The sequence below is a fragment of the Pseudohongiella spirulinae genome, from assembly GCF_001444425.1.
Taxonomy (GTDB): Bacteria; Pseudomonadota; Gammaproteobacteria; order Pseudomonadales; family Pseudohongiellaceae; genus Pseudohongiella; species Pseudohongiella spirulinae.
Genome location: NZ_CP013189.1, coordinates 1,916,468 through 1,939,026, shown reverse-complemented (window position 1 = coordinate 1,939,026; position 22,559 = coordinate 1,916,468). Strand labels below are relative to the sequence as shown.

The window sequence follows — 22,559 nt, the reverse complement described above, 5'->3', positions numbered from 1 at the left end:
CTCAATTAAACGGATCCAACACCCGTACCCCAGTGCCCGCCACATGCCGCACATTCCGCGTCACCACAGTTAAGTCATAACACAGCGCCGTCGCGGCAAGTTGCTTGTCGATAATATTGGTTGTGTCAGGCGAGCAAAGATGTCCCCACAGCTGAGCGCAGTCCTTGCAAAACGGCAAAATATTGGACGCGTAGTTCTCCAACACGCTATCCAGCCAAGCCTGCAGTATAAGGCCTTGCTTCTGGTCGCCACGATGATTGCAGAGGCTGATGCCGCGCTGTATCTCGCCGATCGTGATGCTGCTGACAAAACAGGGCGCCCCCGACTCTACCGCCTCACGGAAAAACTGCCGTACTCCGGCGTTGCTGCGATCGCCCTTGCGGGCCTCGCTGATGACGTTGGTGTCGATTAAATACATTCGTCCCGCCCGGCTGAGGCAGGTCGGGCAAAATCAGCATCCAGCCCGGCATCCGGCATCGCTGCCAGCACCTCCGCAAATGACCGGGCGCGCGGGCCACGCAGGGCCTGCTCCAGAATGCGCCGATGTTCCGCCTCTGCACTAATGCCATGTGCGCCGGCCCGCTTTTTCAGCGCCAGTACAATGTCTTCGTCCACATTTCTGACCAACAGATTTGCCATGATGAGTGCCATTAACCACGTTATAGACAAATAGTTTGATAGCATTGATAGCAAATGTCCAGATTGGAGCGGGGGACGTAGACCGCCTCCGTCCCCCGCGCCGCAAAATTACCCATTCGTACTATTGTAAAAGTCTGTAAAGGCTTTTAGGATGTTCATCGCTTGAACAGTCACCACAGCTACATCTATAACAATAGCGACGAGCATGATAACAAGCAGATGATCACGGACGAGGCACGGTACAAGATTTTGCGGGCCCTGCAGGCGCAGCCCGACCTGAGCCAGCGCGAGCTGGCCGACCAGCTGGGCATCAGCCTGGGCAAAGTAAACTACTGCCTGAACGCCCTGATCCAGAAAGGCTCCATCAAAGCCAAGAATTTCAGCAAGAGTGAGCACAAGAAACGCTACCTCTACCTGCTCACACCCGCCGGCATCGAAAGCAAAGCCCGCCTGACACGCCGCTTCCTGCAGTACAAAATGGAAGAATTCGAAGCGCTCAAAGCCGAAATCGAAGACATCCGGCGCGACCTGGACGCCACCACGGCGCAGGAGAAGCCATGAGCGCGCACTGGTATCTCTTGCAATGTCGCCCCATGCAGCAGGACCGTGCCGAGCAGCACCTGCAGAATCAGGATTTCCAGACCTTTGTGCCGCGCCATCCCGTCAAGCGCGTGCGTCGCGGCAAATACATCACCGTGGCAGAGCACCTGTTTCCCGGCTACGTCTTTATTCAGTTGGATGAGCACAGCGACTGGCGCGCGCTGAATGCCACACGCGGGGTAAGTCGGGTGGTCAGCTTCAATGGTCGGCCGCATCCGGTGCCGCAGGATTTGATTGCAGAATTACAACGCCGCTTCAGTGAAGACGGCGTGCCGCCCAAACCCCTGTTTGAACCGGGCGAAAAAGTACAGATAACCGAGGGCTGTTTCCGTCACGTTGAAGCCATCGTCAAAGCGGTTACCGCGGACGAGCGCATCATCGTGCTGATGAACATTATGCACACCCAGCAGGCAATTACCCTGGAGGTAACGCAGCTGGCGAAGGCGGGGTAGCCGGGGATGTTGGTGACGCTGGGGACATTGGCGGCCCTGGGGCCACCAACGTCCCCAGCGTCATACCACCGTCCTAGACATTAGAAAGCCCACCCAAGATGCCGCAGAAATGCACGGGCAGGGCGGTAGCGTGCCTGATGATGCGATAGCGCCGCCGACAGATATCCACTACAATCCGGGGTTTACTACAGGGGGACGTAGACCACCTCCGTCCCTCGAGCCAACAATTGGGGACGTAGACCACCTCCGTCCCCGGCGCAACAACAAGGCTAAAAAAGAACAATGCTGAAAAGAATCACAACGCTTATCGCAACACTCACGCTCACTGGCTGCGTGCTGGTGCCGGGCAGTAATATCAACCCGGACGAATACGCCACCGATGCTGGCAGCAACTGGTTTGAGGTCAACCGCGGGGTGTGGTTCCCGGGGCTGCGCGGTGTAGCTGGCGGCCAGGACACCGAGCAGGACCGGGAAACCGTGCAGCAGCAGGTGGATATTCGTGCCATCACGCCCAACCTGATAGCCGAGCAGGCACAGCTATCCAGCCTGGCCAATGCCCAGGTCACCGCCGCCATGCCCGCCGCCCTGCAGCAGGAGATCGCCAACTACGAATACTACGTGGAGCGCGGCGACATGCTGCACATCACCGTTTACGACCACCCCGAGCTGACCAACCCCAGTGGCAGCAATAACAACAACATCCAGAACTCCGGCATCACGGTGGAGAACGACGGCACCATTTATTACCCCTACATAGGCAAGGTGCCCGTGGCCGGCAAAACCGTCGACCAGATCCGCGAAGCCATCGCCGTGCCGCTGGCCGAATTCATCACCGCGCCCCAGGTTTCCGTGCGCGTGATCGCCTACAACGCCAAACGCGCCTACGTCACCGGCCAGGTCAATGATCCCGGCCCGCAGTCCATCACCAATGTGCCCATGACCGTGCTCGATGCCATTGCCCGCGCCGGCGGCCTGGCCGACAATGCCAACTGGCACGAAGTATTACTGTCGCGCAATGGCGCCGAAACGCGCCTGTCTGTGTACGAAATGCTCAACAACGGCCGCCTGGGCCAGAATATGCTGCTGCAACACGGCGACGTGCTGCACGTACCCGTGGTTGGCCAGCGTCTGATCTACGTGCTGGGCGAGCTGAACCGCGTCAACACCCTGCCAGTGGGCAACATGAGCATGTCCCTGACCGAGGCGCTCACCCGCAGCGGCGGCCTGAACCAGGTGACCTCCAACGCCGAAGGCATCTTCGTGATTCGCCCCAACGCCCCTGAAGACGACAAACTGGCCACCGTCTACCAGCTGAACGTAAAAAACGCCGTCTCCTTTGCCGTGGGCACCCAGTTCATGCTGCAGCCGTCGGATATTGTGTACGTGACAACCGCGCCGGTAACGCGCTGGAACCGGGTGTTAAGTCAGGTGTTGCCTAGCTTGAATGCATTGATAACCGCTGAGAGGGTGGGTGGTCTTTGAGCCCCTACAAAAATATTCTAGTAGTCTGCCAAGGCAACATCTGCCGCAGCCCCGTCGCCGAGGCCATGCTGCGCCGCGCCATGCCCGACAAACAGATCCAGTCTGCCGGCCTGCAGGCCATGGTTGGCCACGGCGCTGACCCCACCGCCGCCGAGATCGCCAGCGCCGCCGGCCTGGACCTCAGCGCACACAAAGCAAGGCAGATCAGCAATGAGCTGGTACAATGGGCCGACCTGATACTCATGATGAGCCAGAATCAACGCCGCATGCTGGCCGGGCAAATGCCCGAAGCACTCGGCAAATCCCTGCTGCTGGGCCACTGGGTCCGCGCGCAGGGCACCCGTGCCAACAACGGACAGGACATCCCCGACCCCTACAAAAAGAGCCGGGACGTCTTTGAGCACGTACACAAAATGATGGATGAAGCCGTCCAGCTATGGGCCAGCAAGATCTGAGCCCACAGCCACACTAACGAGAAGTCACACAACGCATGACAGAAACAAGCAGCCCCAGCAACCGCCCCCGCAGCAGCCAGAGTCAACAACAAGCCGACGACGAAATCGATCTGGGCTACCTGCTGGCCATCTGCCTGGACAACAAGTGGCTGATCATCATCATCACCGCCCTGGTCACCCTGGCCGGCGCCGCCTACGCCTGGCTGGCCACCCCCGAATACCGCGCCGACGCCCTGCTGCAGGTAGAACAGCGCGGCGGCAACCTGGCCAGCATGGAAAGCATCATCACCATGCAGGAACAGACCGGCTCCACCACCCAGAGCGAAATCCTGCGCTCGCGCATGATCATGGGCCAGGCCGCCCAGCAGGCCGGGCTCGACTTGGTAGTCCAACCCAGACGCTTCCCCATCATAGGCGCCGCCCTCACCAGACGCGGCACCGAACGCCCCGGCTGGGCCCAGGGCAGCGCGGACGCCTGGGCCGGCGACAGCATTACCGTGGATGAAATGCGCGTGGAACAAGCGCTGCAGGGCCAACCCATCACCCTCAAAATCACCGGCCCCGACAACTACACCCTGATAAATGAAAACGAACAGACCCTGGGCAACGGCCGCGTTGGCACCCTGTTCAGCAGCGATACTCCCTACATAGAACTCCTGGTCAGCCGCCTCCAGGCCCCGGCCAACGTCGAGTTCACCCTGATCAAACGCAGCGACACCCAGATGATCCGCAACCTGCAGGGCCGCTTTAACGTAGCCCAGCGCGGCCGCGACACCGGCATCCTGGAACTCACCCTGACCGGCCCCGACCCCGAAGAACTGCGCCGCTCACTGGACGCCATCTCCAACGTCTACCTGGTACAGAACATCAACCGCCAGGCCGCCGAAGCCGAAAGCCGCCTGGAGTTTCTGGAGCAACAGACCCCGCTGATCCAGGATGGCCTGAACAGCGCCGAAAACCGCCTGAACGAATACCGCGCCAGCCAGGACTCTGTGGACCTGAGCTTTGAGACCCGCAGCATGCTGGAGCGCCTGGTCAGCCTGGAAACCGAACTTAACGCCCTGCAGATTCAGGAAAGCGAAGTGGCCCAGCGCTTTACCCCCAGCCACCCCAACTACCGCAGCCTGCTGGACAAACGCGCCCAACTGCTGGGCGAGCAGCAGCGCCTGGAAGCCCAGGTCAACAACCTGCCAGAAACCCAGCGCCAGGTACTGCGCCTGAACCGCGATGTGGAAGTGAGCCAGCAGATCTACATGCAGATGCTCAACGCCCAGCAGGAACTGCGTATCGCCCGCGCCGGCACCGTAGGCAATGTGCGCATTCTGGACAACGCCCTGGTGGGTGGCAGCCCGATTGCTCCGCGCACCAATCTGATTCTGGTGATCAGCCTGATGGCCGGCCTGATGCTGGGCCTGATGGTGGTACTGCTGCGTCACATGCTGCACCGCGGCGTGACCTCGGTAGAAGAACTCCAGGCCCTGGGTCTGCAGGTCTACGCCACCATTCCGCTGTCCGAACGGCAACTGAAAATATTCGACCGCTTCAGCGACCGCAAATCCCGCAAGCGCCTGAAAAACGTGGTGGGCAAACAACTGGCCGAGCGGATGAGCAAAACCGGCAAACGCCGCAAACACGGCGAAGACGGCGGCGTGCTGGCCCTGATAGACCCCAGCGACCTGGCCATTGAGGCATTACGCAGCCTGCGCACCAGCCTGCACTTTGCCATGCTGGAAGCGCCCAACAATAGACTGATGCTGACCGGCCCCAGCCCGGCGGTGGGTAAAAGTTTTATCTCCACCAACCTGGCCGCCATCTGTTCCCAGGGCGGCCAAAAAGTACTACTGATAGACAGCGACCTGCGCAAAGGCCATATTCACCGTTCATTTGCCGGCCACAGCGAACAGGGCCTGAGTGATTACCTGGTGGGGGACATCACACTGGAACAGATGATACGGCACACCGAACTTGAGGGTCTGGATTATGTGGCACGTGGCACGGCGCCACCCAACCCCAGTGAACTGTTGATGACCCGCAAGTTCAATGAGTTTCTGGAAGAAGCAGGGCAGCACTATGACCTGGTGATTATCGACACACCACCGGCACTGGCTGTGACCGATGCGGCTGTGGTAGGCAAACAGGTGGGTGCCACGCTGATGATTACCCGCTTCCGTGAGAACAACCCCAAAGAAATCGAGCGTGCGCTGCAGCAACTTGAGAGCGCAGGTGTGTCGGTCAAGGGTAGTATCCTGAATGCGATTGAGCGCAGCGCCTCGTCCTACTACGGCTATGGCTACGGGTACGGGTATTACCACTACGCGTATAAGTCGGACGAGGCATAAGCCTCGGGGGACGGAGACTCCGCTCTCCGTCCCCCGCGTCAATCCAGGCACTGTCCCTCTCATTAATCATTGATATAAGAAAGCTGAATAGCCTCTACCACCTGAAGTCACAACGAATAAATTGACCAAGGATTTACCCTCCACCTCATGTTCACAGTCGAAATTAACGACAACAAGACATTTAAAGCGGAAGAAACTCAAACAATCCTGGATGCCGCAAGAGCCGAAGGCATAGGCTTGGAATATAGCTGTAGATCAGGTCGTTGTGGAGTTTGCCGAACGCAGGTCATATCGGGCACAACTGAAGCTATAAAACCGGAGCTATACATGCTCGATGAGGATCAATCGCGGAATTGGATACTCACCTGTTGTCGGGTAGCGAGGTCAGATATCAAACTGGACGCTATTGATCTTGGTAAAATCGGAAAAATCAAATCTCAAACTTTACCGTGCAAGATAGACTCCTTAGTCGAACTTACGAAAGATATTGTCGAAGTAACTCTTAGATTGCCGCCAACCGCAGCATTCGATTACGTGCCAGGTCAATATATTGATGTGATTGGTAAACAGGGAATTCGACGCAGCTATTCTGTAGCTAATGCACCCGGCGATGACAATAGAATTGTTCTTCATATCAGGCGAGTGGGCGGCGGGGCCATGAGCCAATACTGGTTTGAAGAAGCAAAGACCGATGACTTGTTAAGATTTGAAGGGCCGCTTGGTACATTCAGCCTTCGGGAGTCGTCTAAGTCCCATCTAGTTATGTTGGCGACAGGTACTGGTATAGCACCGATTAAAGCTATCCTCGAAGGCCTTGATGAAGTTGGTTCTCGGCAGTTTGATCGCATTGATGTATTCTGGGGAATGCGTTTCCGCGATGAAATCTATTGGCAACCATCGTCTAAGCATATTGCAGTCAACATGATACCGGTGATTTCGAGCGAAATGCCGGCGAATATGTCCCCCAAACGGTATGTTCAAGATATGGTTGTCAGTGCTGAGATCGATCTCAGTGCTTGCACGGTTTATGCCTGCGGTTCAGAGCTGATGATTCGTGATGCCAAGGTCATGCTCTGTGCTGACGGTCTTGATATTCGGCATTTTCATTCTGACGCGTTTGTAAGCAGCAATTAAGGAAGTACTAATGAAGGCAGTCATACTAGCTGGTGGATTGGGCACACGCTTGAGTGAGGAGACCAGCTCTCGTCCGAAGCCGATGGTCGAAATTGGTGGTATGCCAATCCTGTGGCATATCATGAAAATGTATTCTTCGCATGGTATCAATGATTTCGTTATCTGCTGTGGGTACAAGGGATATATCATTAAAGAATATTTTGCCAACTATTTTCTGCATATGTCGGATGTCACATTTAATATGCGCGACAACACCATGGAAGTGCATAATAAAAGGGCAGAACCCTGGAATGTCTCATTGATTGATACAGGGGAGCATTCCATGACAGGAGGGAGACTGAAACGTGTCGCAGATTATGTAAAAGGCGACGATTGCTTTTGCTTTACATACGGAGATGGTGTTGGAAATATAGATATCGGTGAGACCGTACGCTTCCACAAATCTCATGGCAAGGCTGCTACACTTACTGCGACTTATCCACCTGGACGGTTCGGCGCGCTTGATATAAAGAGACGACAAGTTCTGAATTTCAAAGAGAAGCCCAAGGGAGATGGTGCCATGATTAACGGTGGGTTCTTCGTGCTCAACCCTATTGTCCTCAATTATATCAAGGATGATTCAACAATATGGGAGCAGGAACCACTTATGCGTCTTGCAGAAAATCAAGAACTAATGGCCTATGAACATCAGGGTTTTTGGCAACCAATGGATACCTTGCGGGATAAGCACCTTCTGGATGATTTATGGGAACAGGGTAGCGCTCCGTGGAAGACGTGGGATTAAATCAGATGTCAGCAACTGTTAATCCAGAATTTTGGCGCGAGAAGCGGGTATTCCTTACAGGACATACCGGTTTCAAAGGAAGCTGGTTATCATTATGGTTACAAAGTATGGGCGCAACAGTTAAAGGATTTGCGCTTGAGCCGCCTACGTCGCCTTCGCTGTTTAATGAAGCCAAGGTTTCAGACGGAATGGATTCAGAGATCGGCGATATACGCGATCTCAACGCTATCACTTCAAGTATGATCAGATTTAATCCCGACGTCTTAATACATATGGCTGCTCAGCCTTTGGTGAGACTTTCATACCGTGAGCCTGTAGAAACCTATGCCACGAATGTCATGGGTACGGTTCACGTTCTAGAGGCAGCACGGCGGTGTGGCCATCTTCGAGCCATAGTCAATGTGACCACTGATAAGTGTTATGAGAATCGTGAGTGGGTATGGGGTTATAGGGAGAATGAGCCCATGGGTGGGCGGGATCCTTATAGCAATAGTAAGGGATGCGCCGAATTAGTTACTTCAGCCTATCGAAGTTCTTTTTTCAGTTCGTCGAGTACTCCAAGTCTGGCTTCTGCGAGGGCAGGTAATGTCATCGGGGGTGGCGACTGGGCAGAGGACAGACTGATACCGGATATATTGAGGGCGTTTGAAAAACAGCAGCCAGTAGTCGTCCGAAATCCTTTGTCAACGCGCCCATGGCAGCACGTATTGGAACCCTTAAGCGGATATTTAATTCTGGCCGAAAATCTCTATCTTCATGGTGACGATTACGCCGAAGGTTGGAACTTTGGTCCGCTTGACGAAGATGTTATGCCAGTTGAATGGATACTGAATCACATGGTGAAAATCTGGGGGCAAGGTGCCAGTTGGCAGATTGATACCACACAACAACCGCATGAGGCTCAATTGCTTAAACTTGACATCAGCAAGGCGGCATCAAAGCTCCATTGGCTGCCGCGCTGGCCACTAACTACCGCTCTGGACTCTATTGTGGATTGGCATAAAGATTGGTTGCTTAAAAAAGATGTGAGGCTCTTAACTCTAAATCAGATTGAAAGCTATCAATCGCGTCATTAACAGATTTACAAATTCGTTCTAATTAGAGAGAGTTATGACTCCCGAGACATTATTAAGACAACAAATAGCAGATTTAGTCGAACAATACGCCAGTACTGCATTAGCCCCTAGCGATTTTGTTCCAGGCGAAAGCGTCATTCCACCATCAGGCAAGTTAATAGGCGCACGTGAGTTGCAAATGATGGTTGATGCATCTCTTGATGGCTGGTTGACAACAGGACGTTTCAATGCTGAATTCGAAAAGAAGCTAGCCGAATTTATTGGAATCAAGCACCTTATAACTGTGAACTCAGGTTCTTCAGCTAACCTGGTTGCATTTAACACGCTTACGTCACCGACACTGGGCGATCGAGCTATCAAAAAAGGTGATGAGGTAATAGGAGTCGCAGCCGGTTTTCCGACCACAGTAAATCCAATCGTACAGTTTGGTGCAGTCCCTGTATTTGTTGATGTGGATATGCAGACCCACAACATCGATGTCGATCTAATTGAGGCAGCGATATCGCCAAAAACAAAAGCGATCATGTTGGCACATACACTAGGCAACCCATTTAACCTTGCTAGAGTTAAAGCCATCTGCGAAAAATACAATTTATGGCTTGTCGAGGATTGCTGTGATGCGCTGGGTGCTACCTTTGATGGGAAGATGGTTGGGACTTGGGGTGACATCGCAACACTCAGCTTCTACCCTGCACACCACATTACTATGGGCGAGGGCGGAGCCGTTTTTACCAACAGCCCTAAGCTTAAGGCGATTGCAGAGTCATATAGAGATTGGGGTCGTGACTGTTATTGCGCTCCGGGCTGTGATAACACATGCGGTAACCGTTTTGGTCAGAAGTTTGGATCTTTACCGCAAGGCTATGACCACAAATATGTGTACGCACATCTAGGCTATAATCTGAAAATTACAGATATGCAAGCAGCTTGTGGATTGGCACAGCTGGAGCGTGTAAAAGAATTCATTGATTCACGCAAACGCAACTTTGGCTTGCTGAAAGATCGTCTGGCTTCCCTTTCTGATTATCTGGAAATAGCTGAAGCGACACCGAACAGTGAACCGTCATGGTTTGGTTTCCCGGTGACGTTAAAAGAGAGTAGTGGTGTGAAACGTGTTGATCTCCTAAAGTATTTGGACCAACACAAGATTGGAACTCGATTACTGTTTGCAGGGAATCTCATCCGCCAACCGTACTTTCAGGAGGTGGAATATAGGGTGGTTGGTGAATTGAAGAATACCGATCGCACAATGAATCAGACCTTCTGGTTAGGTGTGCAGCCCTCCTTGAATGACGACCATTTTAAATTTGTGGCGGCAAAAATAGAAGAATTCTTTGGTTTGGGTTTTTGATGAAAAGCATCTTGCTAACTGGCGCAACTGGGTTTTTGGGTAGCCATCTCCTGGAATGCCTTGTTGAAGAAGGTTACATAGTCACAATTCTGAAACGATCAACTTCGGATACCTGGCGGATCAATCACTTACTTGATCAGGTTAGAAGTTACGATTTAGACAATGACCCCTTGGTTAAAGTTTTTGAAGAAAAAAGAATTGATTTGATTATTCATTTAGCGACCTTGTATCAGAAAGATGATGAGGTGATGAAAGTAATACCAATGCTTCGCTCGAATGTTAACTTTCCGACAGAGCTGCTCGAATTTGCAATAAGGCATAAAGTTAAACACTTCATTAATACAGGAACGTTTTTTGAGTATGATTGGTCGGCAATGCCTTTAAATGAGCAAGCTCCCATAAGTGCGTTCAATTTTTATGCTAAGACAAAAATAGGTTTTGAATCAATACTTCAGTCCTATGCCAACAAGATTGCGATCGTCACACTACGTCTCTTTTCGCCATATGGTGAGCGAGACAATTTTAAATTAGTTCCCAGTATAATCGATAAGGCGTTACGGAAAAATGTTATCGAGTTAAGCGATGGACTGCAGAAGTTGGATTTCATATATACGAAAGATATAGTGTCAGCGTATGTAAAATCAATTAAGTATATTGAGGGCAGGTCTATCGGCTATGAGACTTTCAATATAGGGTCCGGTAACGCGATTAGTATTCGTGACGTGGTTTCTGTATTGGAGCAACAATTAGGCTATACAGTTGAAAAGAGGTGGGGAAAACCTTCGGATTTAAACGAACAAATCGTCTATGCTGATATCAGAAAAGCTAAGAATATTCTAGGCTGGAGTCCAAAATACTCTATTCATGATGGTATTCAGAGAACACTTGAATACTACAAGGAGAAATTTCGTTTTGAAAATAACTGAAACTCAATTGGCTGGAGTTTATGAGATCGAAAATAGTACATTTCGTGATGAAAGAGGTTTTTTCGTAAAGACTTTTCACAGAGATACTTTTAAAAAATATGGATTGACGGTAGTTTTTGAAGAAAGTTTTTACTCTATCTCAAAGAAAAACGTACTTCGTGGTATGCATTTTCAAAAGACACCCGATGATCACGCCAAGCTTGTTTATGTTGTTGCAGGAGAAATCTTGGATGTAGTAGTTGACATAAGAGAGGGATCTAACTCTTTTGGTCACTGGTATGAGACTTTATTGTCTGCTGAAAATAAAAAGTCTCTATATCTCGATAAAGGCCTGGCTCACGGCTTTCTGACCTTATCAGATAGCGCTACAGTCGTTTATATGACCTCTACTCAACATAGCCCGAAGGCTGATTCAGGCATAAAGTGGGATAGTTTTGGGTTTGGTTGGCCGATTTCGAATCCGATTATCTCTGAGCGCGACAAAAATTTTCCTGGCTTGTACTAACTGTATGAAAGTATTTCTTAGTGGTGCGGTTGGCGGTAGTTATCGGTCACAGAATATTATTAAAGTATTAGGCGATAATGGCATTCTTTTTAGCTATTTGCCGACCGGGTTTATCATACCGAACTTTAAATGGAGATTCTTGAAACGTTTGGTCGGCATATTATTATTATTTTTTACGATACCATTTCGATTCTTCTTGATATCCCTAGCTTCTCATGTATTAGTTCTGCCGATGAATTTCCACATTTTTTCCGCTCTTGATATTTTCTTCGCAAGACTTCTTCGAAAGAGGATTATAGTAGATTTTTACATTAGTAATTACGATACCTTGGTTAACGACAGACAATTGTTGAAGCAGGGATCGCTAAGTGCCAAGTGGGCAATGTTTAAAGATCGTTTCTTTATGAGCTCAGCCAGTACCTTGATTTTCTTAAACCAATCCGAAGCTCTGTATTATTCAGAAATTGCGGGGATAACCAATAATATCGCGAAGATCAAGATAATTCCTTTGTGTGTAGATTATAGAACCGAGTTTTTTATAGAAGGTCATAAAGATCAAGTTGCTAAAGATTTTTTTTCAGTATGCTGGTGGGGGACTTACATTCCTTTGCACGGGCTCGAGAATCTTATTAATGCGTTTACGAAAATCTCTAACAAAAAAATTAAACTATACTTATTTGGGGATTCAGAAAAAAAGTCAAAACCATATAAAGAATTAATTGAATCCTATGGGCTATCGGAGCATGTGATTGTCAATAACGATTTCAGCTTTTCAAATGGGAAGCTCGCACCATTCCTAAAAGAGAATTGTGATTTGGCAGTCGGTAATTTTGGCTCTAGTGCAAAAGCCAAAACCGTTTTAGTGAACAAGTTGGTGGATGCTCTCTCGCTTGGATTGCCTTGTCTTACAATGAGCACCAAAGCTGTTGGTGAGTTTTTTGCAAAGAATGAAGGTGTGATCTTAACTGATGTTGACCCCGATTCGATCGCTAGGAGTATACTTTATTGTTTTGAAAATCAGGATGAGCTTGGAGTTATTGGGAAGATGGGTAAACTCAAGTATTTAAGTACTTTTTCTCCTGATGCATTTAAGATCAGATTACTCTCAGTTTTTGAAAACTAAGGAAGTACTTGTAAAGTGAGTAACGCCTCGGGTTTATATCGTGCTATTTCAAGGAGTATGTTAGGCCGATACGCGGTGTATGCAGTTAATCTGCTTTCTATGATGGTGTTGGCCCGCCTTTTTTCGCCGGAAACATTTGGCACCGTTGCCGCGATAATGGTGTTTTTCACTTTTTTTCGCTTAATGGCTGAAGCAGGGCTTGGTCCGGCCATTATCAATATTGACAACATTTCAGTGGAAGATAGAAATGGTCTTTTTGGGCTGACTATAACAATTGGCTTTGTTTTGGCAATAATGTTCGCGGCGCTTGGGCCCATATTCTTGATGTTTTATGATATGGCTCGGGTCGATGAGGTGGTGCCTTATATTGCCGTTAGTTTATTCGTATTTGCTGCGGGCATTGTTCCGACAGCTTTTCTGTTACGCGAGCAAGCATTTTACCGTATAGCGACTGCTGGGCTACTCGCTGAAGTTGTGAGTACAGCCTCGGCTATTGCGCTGCTACAAATTATCGATCCGCTGCATGCTCTTGCTGCTAAGGGCGCTGTGAGCGCAGTCGCTCTTGTCAGTGTTAGTTGGTATTTTTCGAGTGCTACTCAATTTGGTCGACCACTCCTAGGTGCGAGATTTTCCGCCATAATACCTTTGCTTAGTTTCTCTAGTTATCAATTCGGTTTCAATTTCATAAACTATTTTTCACGAAATTTGGACAATATTTTGGTAGGAAAGTATATGGGGGCCGGTATGCTTGGTGCGTATGATAAAGCGTATCAACTTATGCGCTATCCATTGATGTTATTGACTTTTGCCATGACACCTGCGATTCAGCCGGTAATTCGTAAGCATTCAGGCGACCCCGTATTAGTCGAAGCGATACATAGTGAGTTTGTATTCAAACTATCATTAATAGGTGCACTAGCAGGGCTGTTGATTTTTTTATTATCAGACTGGATCGTGCTAATTATCCTTGGAGATCAATGGTTGAATGTTATACCGATTATTCGGATTCTCGCGATTGCTATTCCAGCTCAAGTGGTTCTCTCCACTAGTGGCAGTTTTTTTCAAGCAATGAGTCGGGCAGATCTTTTATTTCTTAGTGGAATTCTGTCGGCTATTGTAATGGTAGGTGCAATAATCGTAGGCGTATCAGAGCGCGATATCGAGTTGTTGTGCTGGTGCTTAGTAGTGGCATTCCACATTAACTTTCTACAGGCTTATTTCTTGTTGTATCGTAAGATATTTGTGGTGCCTTTAAGGAAGCATTTGATCAGAATGACTCCCGCTGCATTTATTGTTATTGGCATGGTTTGGTTTGCATGGTGAATCTGACGTTACGTTTTCATGCTTGGTGTATTGTAGTTGTATGTGGCCTGTCCAAGGGGATTACAAAAGTGCCCGGGAAACTGGGGGCAGTTCGCTGGCTAGTGGGTGGTGTCTGGTTTTTAGCTGGGGCAACTACATGCGTAATGTAAATTGTAGCTCGACTAGATCAAGTTGGGTTGCTCATCTATATCTTAAATGTTCGTCTGAAGGTATTGCTAGTGCTTAAGCTGAAACCCGCGCATGATTTGATCGATAATTTTAATAAAAAGCGTTTAGTATACACATGTGTGTTCGGAGATTACGACCGGGTTTTAAAGCCTCTCAATAAATTGAAAAACACCGATTATTTTATCATTACAGATAATTCTGAAATGACCGTGAATGGATGGCAGACTCTATTGGTGGATTCGAGAAAATTTAAAACTCCTAAAGCAGCAAATCTATATTACAGGGCTTTAATCCACAAAGTGTTGTCTGGTTACGATACATCGATTTATATCGATGGCAATATTAAAATCCTAAACGGTATTCACGAGTTCTTGATACCTTTCGAAAATTCTGGTTGCACTTTAGGGCTCTATCCACATGAATCTCGATCAACAGTAGAAGAAGAAGTTGATGCTTGTATCAGCAGCGGAAAGGTATTAAATGCCAACGATCTTATTGACGAGTATCAAGGTTATTTGCAGCGGGGGTTTCCAGATAAGAGTGGCCTTATTGAGACAGGAGTGATCTTTAAAAACCACGTAACTGACTCTCTTGACGAACCAATGGAAGTTTGGTGGCAATGTTTTAGTCAGAGATCTACCAGAGACCAAATAAGTCTTCCTTATGTTCTTTGGAAGACAAATCCGAGTGTTTACTTATTCGACCAGAGTTATCGAAAATATAAAGCTACATTTTTGATTTCACCTCACAAGCATGATCGTAGGTATAGTGAGCTATATAAATTACTGAGACCTAGATCTAGAGATGGAGTTCTATGGTTTCTCATTTACGCCCCTTTCGCATGCTTCCACGTTCTGTTTAAGCATGCCAACGTGATCAGAAGTAAGGTGGTTCACAGATTAAATGGGATTAAAGTCTCAAAAGGCTAAAAATGAAGATCTCGATAGTAATGGCTACATACAATGGTTCTAAGTATCTTCAGGAGCAGCTGAATAGTTTCTTGCTACAAACCAGGTTGCCTCATGAACTAGTAGTCTCTGACGATGCGTCTAAGGATGATACTTGCAAAATTATAGAGGAGTTTTCGGTTAACGCACCATTCGATGTCAGGCTGATTAGAAACAGAGAAAATTCAGGGTATAGTGCCAACTTTAATAAGGCATTGCTTGAGTCCAAAGGTGATTTGGTTTTTTTGAGTGACCAGGATGATGTTTGGTTTTCAGATAAAATTGAACATATGCTGTCCAGAGTGTTAGATAATCCAGACACTTTGTTGTTCATGAATGATGCTCAGTTTACCAATGAGGCCCTAGTGCCTGTTAATATTACCAAACTTGGACAAATTAGATCGGCTGGATTGTCAGACACTAGTTTTGTCATGGGCTGTTGCATTTGTGTGCGCCGTGAGCTTTTAAACATATGTTTACCAATACCAGACGACTTCGGTTCGCATGATGGGTGGTTAGTAAGATTTGGAATTGGACTAAACACTAGAATTATAGATAAAAAAGTACTCCAATATTATCGACGCCATTCAAGTAATACGTCAAATGTGATTTTTAACAATCCTCAGCGTATATCTTACTTAGACCTATTTCCCTATTACTTTAAGGTTATATTTGGGTCAAATAGCCATGAAGAAGAGAAATCGCGCATACTTAAGAACAAGCTAATTCTGAGTAGGTTAGATTTAGTGCTCGCAAAGAGATCAATTTTGGATACGAAGAGGCTTCTGGAGTTCAGAGAATCTACAGTCAAGGAATTATTTTTTTTGGAGAAGCATTTGAAAATACGAACAAGGCCTTTTTTACCAAGACTGTTTCAGGTCACATGTTCATTTGTTGTAGGTGACTACTTTTCAATTAGAGGTTTTCGTGTTCTCTTGCAGGATATTGTGGGAGAGTAGAGTTTCTACCTGGTTTAATGGTTTACGCAATTCAAGTAAGAATGACTGATTGGCAATATATATAATGAAGATCATTACACTCGTTACCTATTCCGGAACTGGCGGCGCAGAACTGAATGCAATTTTATTGCGTGATGAGTTTGATATGAGGGGGCACATTTCTTACGCCTGGGCTATCTTTAGAGACCCATCTTTACCTTCAGACTTGTGTTTCGATAAAGTGTTTGCGAATCTTGGTAATTTGGCTTTTGCACGTGCAATATTTGCGTTTTTTCGTGCTTTGAAAGTTGTGCGCGAGGTAAAGCCTGATGTTGTTATTGGCTTTCATCCGCTGGCTAACGTATTTTTAGCTATGTTTAAAGTTTTTTCTCCTAACATAGTTACAATCGCCACGCAGCGAAACCCTCAGTCAAGTCAATCATGGCTTATGGGTAAATTGGAGATGATCGTGGGCTCAACGTGTTTGTACGGAGCAAATATAGCTGTATCACACGAGGTTTCAAACTCCTACAGTCATTATCCTGACTCGTATAAGAAAAAATTCAAAGTCGTTTGGAATGGACTGCCGGAGCCTGCGAAGGCTTCGCTAGACAAGCATCTAGCAAAGAAGATGCTGGGGTTACCTATCGATGGGATAGTGATGGGTTTTATTGGTAGATTGGCGTTTCAAAAGAATCCCGAGTTTTTGATTGAGGTTTGCTCCAAGTTAGACTCTGCAACTTTGGTTTTCGTAGGGAGTGGGCCTAGTAAAGATATGCTCGTCGAAAAGGCAGAAGCTATGGGTGTTAGTGATAAAGTCAAGTTCCTTGGCGACGTTTCTCAAGAGCAAGTTCACAAATTCTTGGGCTCAATAGATGTATTGCTGTTCCCCTCTAGATACGAAGGCTTTGGCCGAACTCTATTAGAAGGAATGCAGCGCGGTGTTCCCGTGATCGCATCAAATATAGAGATAACAAGAGAGGTCTTAGGGGGTGCTGGTATTAGATTGCCCTTCGACTCAACACTTTGGGCATCAGAGATTGTGCGAGTTACCTCACAACACGGAGTTGCCCAAGAGATTAAGTGCCAATTACGCGAACGATCGAAAATGTTTTCAATATCTGCAATGGTGGAAGGATACATTGATGTCATTGAGAGTGTTTCAGGATAACTCTCAACGAATTTGTTTGTGCTTTTAGCATGAAAACATACCCGACAAATAGATAGTATGTGGGTAATGTTTTTAGCCTATCAGTAATTGCAGACGATAGTCCGAATAGCAGTATTTCAGACATTGTTATAAGTGCTACAGCGAGAGCGAATGCCGAAACTTCGTGTGTTGATTCGTGGACTTTATATTTTTTGTAAAACGAAATTGAATGACGAGTTATCGTTAGTTTTATAGCTAACATAAACAGTAAACCGGCAATTCCCCACTTGATTAGGTGGTAACCATAAAAAGATTCAATTACTGAAATTTGTGATGCAATCTCGACTCGAGCAGGCCCGATTCCTAAAGGTGGATTTCTCAATGCGGAATCTCTTGCCAGTTCAAGCTCTCGTATTCTGTGGCTTGCTGATGAATCAATGTCTTGTGTGAATACTGATGTCAAGTACTCTGTGTATATTCCATAGTTTTCTGAGCTGTTTGAGCTAAAGTATCCAATCATGAAAAGTGTAAGAGTTATAGACATCACTAATACTTTAATTCTAGCTATTAATCCTGTAGCTATTAGTTGGATTATCAATATTCCGACAGTTGCGAATATTCCACCTCTGCTGAAGGTCATGTATAGTGCGACCGCGCAGCACCCGAAAATTATGAGCTCTCGTGCTGGGAGTTTACCTTTTATTTGAATAAGAGAGATGTAAAAGAAGATATAAAACGATAGTAAGAATGAAAAATCCGAGGGGAATCCGTATGTTCCACTCCAGCGGTAAAAGTGTAGTGCCATGTCGTCGCTAGGACGACCTTTAAAGATGTCGACTATTGGCCAAAGAATTGGAAAGTATATGAAAAGTGAGAATATCAACTGTACTACGATTAATTTTTTTAAAAATTCAATTAGTTTTGTGAATTCATCAAAATTGAGATGAACACACAATGGCAATATAAAGTACATAAAGTATATGCCAGGTCGAACTATGTCTGTTATGTCACGAACGGTTAGCATTGCTGTCATAGTGATGGCGGTAATACTGTAGAAAAACATAATCGCGCAGACTATTGCGGTCCCATATAATATGGTTCTCTTATCAATGAATTTTGCTTTATAAATGATAAGTATCAAGCAGGCTGGTAAAAATATTACGTGCATCAACTGCTGTGCCAGGTTGGCACCTAATATCCCTGGTAAAACGGGAAAAAATGTTAAATAGATCCATATATACTTATGGATTGCTAAGTTCGAAATACGCGAGCCGTGAATTTTGATGCTCGGGATAATCTGTATTGCGGATAGGTTCGTCATGGAACTTTACATTTTGTTATCGCTACTTAATTATTGAAAATGATCTGATTTTCGCATCTTTGTTTCTTTCAATAGTTTTTCCCAACGCCACGCTGAGTTAATTATAGTTTCAAGTGAGCTATTTGATGGTCTCCAGTTAAGCTGCGAACATGCTTTTTGGTTCGTCGCGACAAGTCTTTCTGGGTCTCCTGGCCTTCGATCTGCTATTCTGATCTCGGCTTTTACCACTAGTAACTTTTCGCAGACGTTTATCACCTGCATTACGCTTGACCCGGTTTCTGTCCCTAAATTGAATGCGTTGAAGCCTGGGTTCTTTTTCAAGAATTGTAGAGCTAACTTATGGGCAAATGCCAAATCCACCACATGTATGTAGTCTCGAATACAAGTTCCATCGTGGGTGTTGTAGTCGTCTCCGAATACGCTTAGCGGGCTTTCATTTCTAATGCTCTTGAGTATGTTTGGTATTAGGTGGGTTTCTGGGCTGTGTAATTCTCCAATTTTTCCAGATGGAGACGCTCCGGCTGCATTAAAGTATCTAAACACGATTGAGTTTAACTGATATGCATCACAATAGTCTTTTATGATTTGCTCGATCATTAGCTTGGAGCGCCCGTAAGTGTTTATCGGATTAGTTGGGTGTTGTTCATCTATATTCTCATTAGTTATGGGGGTGCCGTAAACTGCAGCCGTTGATGAGAATATCAAGTTGCGTGTGCCGGCGTTTATCATCGCGTCAAGCAGATTGATAGATCCGATTACATTCGTGTTGTAGTAAATCGAAGGATTTGTAGCAGATTCACTGACTATTGATTTAGCAGCAAAGTGAAACACTGCATCATATTTTCCTTCCGCTAGAATACTTAGCACCGCAGCACGATTTGTTAGGTCAACTTGAATCAAAGGACAATCTTGGCACGCCCAAAGATGCCCTGTTGATAGGTCGTCCAGGATATGGATGGTGAAGTTGCTTAACTTTAGAAGTTCAACTAGATGAGAGCCGACGTACCCAGCCCCACCGGTTACTAGTACTTTCATGCTAACTAAAGTATTCTCTTATAAATCGGGCTGTGAATTTGGGATAATCTAACAGAATTCGTTTTCTAACGTGAGCGTGTAGAATAGCACGCTGCAGCCATCGGACCCCAAATTTTTTAACGAACGGATGGTAGTAGTCGTCTTTTAGGGCTGTTTGGGTGAGAAATCCACCGCAAGTAAACATGACCTTAGACGGTACACCTGCTTTTTTTGCGCGCACCAGAAAATTCTCCTGGCGTGGCGCACCCATACCGCATATCAGTATATCCGCACCCTTTTCTATTAATTCCAGCATCACTTGATTTTCTTCTTTGTCGGTACGAATGTAACCATTTCTAACATAGACAATCTTAAGGTTGGGGTATCGATTCTGAATGTTTGCAACAGCTTTTTGTATTTCTGGCTCTGTTGCTCCAATAAAGGCAACGGTTAATCCTTCACTTTGTGCATGCTGCAGCGTGACGCCAGCTACCGATGAGTAATCAAAGCTAACTCTATCTATCTTTGTTGAGTTTAGGAGGTTGTGGAGGATTGTTAATAGAGAACCGTCTGAAAAAAAATAGTCGAATTTCTCACAGAGTGCTTTATCGTCATTTATATCGTAATACGAAAATGGATTTACGAAAGTGACTAATATCGGTTCAGATGAGCCTTTCGTTATTGACTTTAGAATATTATTAAAGCTGAGTGAGTCAGCTAACTTGATCCGGTGCTGGTGTTTCATTCAACAATTTGCCTACATTATTGTTTGATTTCCATGTGGGGATGCTATTCCCAATGAGAATCTAAGTTGCGCGTAACCCAACACTAATGAACTCAGACTGGCCCCCGGCCAGTGGTTGTCGAAGCCGTCATATCGCTCATTAGTGTCAGGCTACACTTTGTTTATAGTTGGCGTTTTTCATCATTTCCAATTTTTTTCAAAATTTTTAAATATTTTTCTAAACCCGCCCAAACGTATCCTCGAACCGTACAATATCAGTCTCGCCCTGATAGCTCTCGCTTCCTACCTCAACCTGCCGCACCACCAGATCATCCAGCCCGATCGTCACCACCAGTTTGTTTTTGTTGTCGTTATGCACCAGCGTGTTGTGGGTGTTGATATTGATCACATCACCAATGCTGGCGGTGCGGCTGGCATCTTTTTCCAGAATCTCCCAGATGGCCCGCCAGCCGCCAATATCACTCCAGCCCGCATCCAGCGGCACCACGCGCACATTGTCGGCTTTTTCCATCACCGCATAATCAATCGAGTCGCTGGGGCAGCCGGCAAAAGCCTGGGCATCCACCCGGATAAAGTCCAGATCGTCTTTGGCGGCGCCCATGGCGGCCTGGCAGTGTTCAACGATGGCCGGGGCGCTGTGCTGCAGGGCGTCCAGGTAGGCGGCGGCTTTGAAGACAAACATGCCGCTGTTCCAGAGGTGTTTGCCGGAGGATAGGTATTGTTCGGCGGTGGCTTTGTTTGGCTTTTCTGTGAAGCGTTTGACGGAGGTGGTAGATTGCGCGGGGGACGGAGCCAGGCCTCCGTCCCCCTCAGTGGTTTCTATGTAGCCGTAGCCGGTTTCGGGGGATGTGGGTACTATGCCAAAGGTGATTAGTTCGTTGCCGGTGGCGGCGGCCTGCGCGGCGATGTCCAGGGCCTGCTGAAAGGCGTGCTGGTCGCGGATCACATGATCGGCCGGGAAGACGGCGATGATAGCCTGTGGGTCAATTTGCAGCGCTTTGATGGCCGCCAGTGCGATGGCCGGGGCGGTGTTTTTGGCCTCGGGCTCCAGCAGGATGGCAGCGGGTTTAATGCCAATGCTGTGCAACTGCTCGGCCAGCATAAAGCGGTGATCCTCATTGCACACCACAATGGGGGCGGCCAGGTGCTGCACGCGCAGGGCGGTTTCCTGCAGCAGGGTATGCTCGCCACCGGTCAGCCTGTGAAACTGCTTGGGGTAGTGCTTGCGCGACAGCGGCCAGAGCCGTGTGCCGGCGCCGCCGGAGAGGATGACGGGGATGACCTGCATGTCGTGTGGAGCTCCTGTTGCTGTTTGTGCCGCTGATTGTAGCGCGGGGGACGGAGGCGGTCTACGTCCCCAATTGGGTGAGTGCCGGCAGCCGCTCCACCAGATACAGCGGCAGTGACAGCAGTTCGTATTGAATATCGTGGACCTGCCTGCTGTTAATGGCCAATTAAAATGACCCAAGTGGGTCAAAATTATTGGCCATTGACAGTAGTGGTAAAACAACGTCACCCCGCTACTGATATTCAGTCGCCGACAGATATCGGGTACTTTGGCTCCAGCCTCATGCTCTTTGATGGCCTTGATGATTTGCTCTTCTTTGTATGGTGGCTTCATATTGAGATTTCCACCCCATAAGGTTAACTGGAAATCTTATCAAGGTCATGGTTCTAGTTTTTGGGGTAAGGTCACAGGCCGACCAGATCTCTGGCGAGGATGCCTGGGTCGCCCAGCAGTATGTTTTGATCACCCAGTCCTGCATATTGTTGGCTAAGCCGTCCCCGCAGTGCCAGGACTTTGCAGTACGGCAATACCATGCGTTTGGGCCGAATCAGTCCTGCGCCCCATATGGCCAGTGGTTTTTGGCCGGGCAGTACGCCTTTAACGAGCGGATGACTGCTTTTTTTCGTGAATCCCAGAACCCCAGAATGCTACCAATAGCAAACAAATCGGCATCTGCATGGTCAGCTTGGACCACCTGACGGCCGGTAATATGTTGCACCAGTTTCGGCGACAGATCGTCGCCAAAATTGGGTGATTGAGGTTTTTGATAGTAGGAAAGTTTGATAGTGTGCATGAATCT

At 47.6% G+C, this 22,559-nt stretch carries 23 protein-coding genes and 1 pseudogene; 16 read left to right on the top strand and 8 right to left on the bottom strand.

Annotated elements, in window-relative coordinates:
* Nucleotide 1: 1 nt before the first annotated feature.
* On the bottom strand, nucleotides 2–418 hold the full coding sequence (locus PS2015_RS08865; protein WP_058021865.1) for a type II toxin-antitoxin system VapC family toxin: 417 nt from the start codon (nucleotides 416–418) through the stop codon (nucleotides 2–4).
* A complete protein-coding gene (locus PS2015_RS08860) occupies nucleotides 409–639 on the bottom strand; it encodes a FitA-like ribbon-helix-helix domain-containing protein (protein WP_058021864.1) in 231 nt (76 codons plus the stop codon). Before PS2015_RS08860 ends, PS2015_RS08865 begins: the two co-directional genes overlap by 10 nt.
* A 162-nt stretch (nucleotides 640–801) precedes the next feature.
* Here PS2015_RS08860 and PS2015_RS08855 point away from each other — a divergent pair, with 162 nt between their 5' ends.
* The 16 genes from PS2015_RS08855 (at nucleotide 802) to PS2015_RS08780 (ending at nucleotide 17,413) form a co-directional block, all read left to right on the top strand.
* Nucleotides 802–1,200 (top strand): MarR family EPS-associated transcriptional regulator, encoded by a 399-nt coding sequence (locus tag PS2015_RS08855; protein ID WP_335338227.1) that lies wholly within the window; start codon nucleotides 802–804, stop codon nucleotides 1,198–1,200.
* Nucleotides 1,197–1,691, top strand: coding sequence for a transcription/translation regulatory transformer protein RfaH (rfaH, locus tag PS2015_RS08850; protein WP_058021863.1), 495 nt, complete (start codon nucleotides 1,197–1,199; stop codon nucleotides 1,689–1,691). Before PS2015_RS08855 ends, rfaH begins: the two co-directional genes overlap by 4 nt.
* A 282-nt stretch (nucleotides 1,692–1,973) precedes the next feature.
* Nucleotides 1,974–3,173 carry a polysaccharide export protein gene (locus PS2015_RS08845; RefSeq protein ID WP_058021862.1) on the top strand — a complete coding sequence of 400 codons (1,200 nt, stop codon included), beginning with the start codon at nucleotides 1,974–1,976 and terminating at the stop codon, nucleotides 3,171–3,173.
* Complete coding sequence (locus PS2015_RS08840; RefSeq protein WP_082628065.1) at nucleotides 3,170–3,628, top strand: low molecular weight protein-tyrosine-phosphatase; 459 nt, start codon at nucleotides 3,170–3,172, stop codon at nucleotides 3,626–3,628. Before PS2015_RS08845 ends, PS2015_RS08840 begins: the two co-directional genes overlap by 4 nt.
* A gap of 35 nt (nucleotides 3,629–3,663) precedes the next feature.
* Entirely contained in the window at nucleotides 3,664–5,967 is a 2,304-nt protein-coding gene (locus PS2015_RS08835; protein WP_058021861.1) for a polysaccharide biosynthesis tyrosine autokinase, read from the top strand.
* Nucleotides 5,968–6,114: 147 nt separating this feature from the next.
* On the top strand, nucleotides 6,115–7,101 hold the full coding sequence (locus PS2015_RS08830; RefSeq protein ID WP_058021860.1) for a 2Fe-2S iron-sulfur cluster-binding protein: 987 nt from the start codon (nucleotides 6,115–6,117) through the stop codon (nucleotides 7,099–7,101).
* Between the two features lie 10 nt (nucleotides 7,102–7,111).
* Nucleotides 7,112–7,885 carry a glucose-1-phosphate cytidylyltransferase gene (rfbF, locus tag PS2015_RS08825; RefSeq protein WP_058021859.1) on the top strand — a complete coding sequence of 258 codons (774 nt, stop codon included), beginning with the start codon at nucleotides 7,112–7,114 and terminating at the stop codon, nucleotides 7,883–7,885.
* A 5-nt stretch (nucleotides 7,886–7,890) separates the two neighbouring features.
* Entirely contained in the window at nucleotides 7,891–8,961 is a 1,071-nt protein-coding gene (rfbG, locus tag PS2015_RS08820; RefSeq protein ID WP_058023227.1) for a CDP-glucose 4,6-dehydratase, read from the top strand.
* 34 nt (nucleotides 8,962–8,995) lie between these two features.
* Nucleotides 8,996–10,312: a lipopolysaccharide biosynthesis protein RfbH gene (gene rfbH / locus PS2015_RS08815; RefSeq protein ID WP_058021858.1), complete on the top strand. Its 1,317-nt coding sequence runs from the start codon at nucleotides 8,996–8,998 to the stop codon at nucleotides 10,310–10,312.
* A complete protein-coding gene (locus PS2015_RS08810; protein ID WP_058021857.1) occupies nucleotides 10,312–11,238 on the top strand; it encodes an NAD-dependent epimerase/dehydratase family protein in 927 nt (308 codons plus the stop codon). Before rfbH ends, PS2015_RS08810 begins: the two co-directional genes overlap by 1 nt.
* On the top strand, nucleotides 11,225–11,743 hold the full coding sequence (gene rfbC / locus PS2015_RS08805; RefSeq protein ID WP_082628064.1) for a dTDP-4-dehydrorhamnose 3,5-epimerase: 519 nt from the start codon (nucleotides 11,225–11,227) through the stop codon (nucleotides 11,741–11,743). Before PS2015_RS08810 ends, rfbC begins: the two co-directional genes overlap by 14 nt.
* A 4-nt stretch (nucleotides 11,744–11,747) precedes the next feature.
* Nucleotides 11,748–12,866, top strand: coding sequence for a glycosyltransferase (locus PS2015_RS08800; protein WP_058021855.1), 1,119 nt, complete (start codon nucleotides 11,748–11,750; stop codon nucleotides 12,864–12,866).
* 15 nt (nucleotides 12,867–12,881) lie between these two features.
* Nucleotides 12,882–14,189, top strand: coding sequence for an oligosaccharide flippase family protein (locus tag PS2015_RS08795; RefSeq protein ID WP_156412698.1), 1,308 nt, complete (start codon nucleotides 12,882–12,884; stop codon nucleotides 14,187–14,189).
* A gap of 218 nt (nucleotides 14,190–14,407) precedes the next feature.
* The gene (locus PS2015_RS08790; RefSeq protein WP_058021853.1) at nucleotides 14,408–15,286 is read left to right on the top strand and encodes a glycosyltransferase domain-containing protein; all 879 of its coding nucleotides are present in this window, start codon (nucleotides 14,408–14,410) and stop codon (nucleotides 15,284–15,286) included.
* A 20-nt stretch (nucleotides 15,287–15,306) separates the two neighbouring features.
* A complete protein-coding gene (locus PS2015_RS08785) occupies nucleotides 15,307–16,263 on the top strand; it encodes a glycosyltransferase (protein ID WP_237113302.1) in 957 nt (318 codons plus the stop codon).
* A gap of 64 nt (nucleotides 16,264–16,327) precedes the next feature.
* Complete coding sequence (locus PS2015_RS08780) at nucleotides 16,328–17,413, top strand: glycosyltransferase family 4 protein (RefSeq protein ID WP_058021851.1); 1,086 nt, start codon at nucleotides 16,328–16,330, stop codon at nucleotides 17,411–17,413.
* On the opposite strand, the gene PS2015_RS15600 is transcribed toward PS2015_RS08780, so the two are convergent.
* The 6 genes and pseudogenes from PS2015_RS15600 to PS2015_RS08755 all read right to left on the bottom strand — a co-directional run bounded on the left by PS2015_RS15600 (nucleotide 17,391) and on the right by PS2015_RS08755 (nucleotide 22,553).
* Nucleotides 17,391–18,032, bottom strand: coding sequence for a hypothetical protein (locus PS2015_RS15600; RefSeq protein ID WP_156412697.1), 642 nt, complete (start codon nucleotides 18,030–18,032; stop codon nucleotides 17,391–17,393). The two genes, PS2015_RS08780 and PS2015_RS15600, sit on opposite strands and share 23 nt — an antisense overlap.
* A gap of 711 nt (nucleotides 18,033–18,743) precedes the next feature.
* Nucleotides 18,744–19,748, bottom strand: a complete 1,005-nt coding sequence (gene galE / locus PS2015_RS08770) for a UDP-glucose 4-epimerase GalE (protein ID WP_058021849.1) — start codon at nucleotides 19,746–19,748, stop codon at nucleotides 18,744–18,746.
* Between the two features lies 1 nt (nucleotide 19,749).
* A complete protein-coding gene (locus PS2015_RS08765) occupies nucleotides 19,750–20,472 on the bottom strand; it encodes a WecB/TagA/CpsF family glycosyltransferase (protein ID WP_058021848.1) in 723 nt (240 codons plus the stop codon).
* 217 nt (nucleotides 20,473–20,689) lie between these two features.
* Nucleotides 20,690–21,760 (bottom strand): mannose-1-phosphate guanylyltransferase/mannose-6-phosphate isomerase, encoded by a 1,071-nt coding sequence (locus PS2015_RS15710; protein WP_058021847.1) that lies wholly within the window; start codon nucleotides 21,758–21,760, stop codon nucleotides 20,690–20,692.
* A gap of 207 nt (nucleotides 21,761–21,967) precedes the next feature.
* Nucleotides 21,968–22,093: pseudogene (locus PS2015_RS15800) on the bottom strand (transposase); the annotation flags it as partial.
* Between the two features lie 214 nt (nucleotides 22,094–22,307).
* Nucleotides 22,308–22,553 carry a hypothetical protein gene (locus tag PS2015_RS08755; protein WP_058021846.1) on the bottom strand — a complete coding sequence of 82 codons (246 nt, stop codon included), beginning with the start codon at nucleotides 22,551–22,553 and terminating at the stop codon, nucleotides 22,308–22,310.
* Between the last annotated feature and the right edge of the window lie 6 nt (nucleotides 22,554–22,559).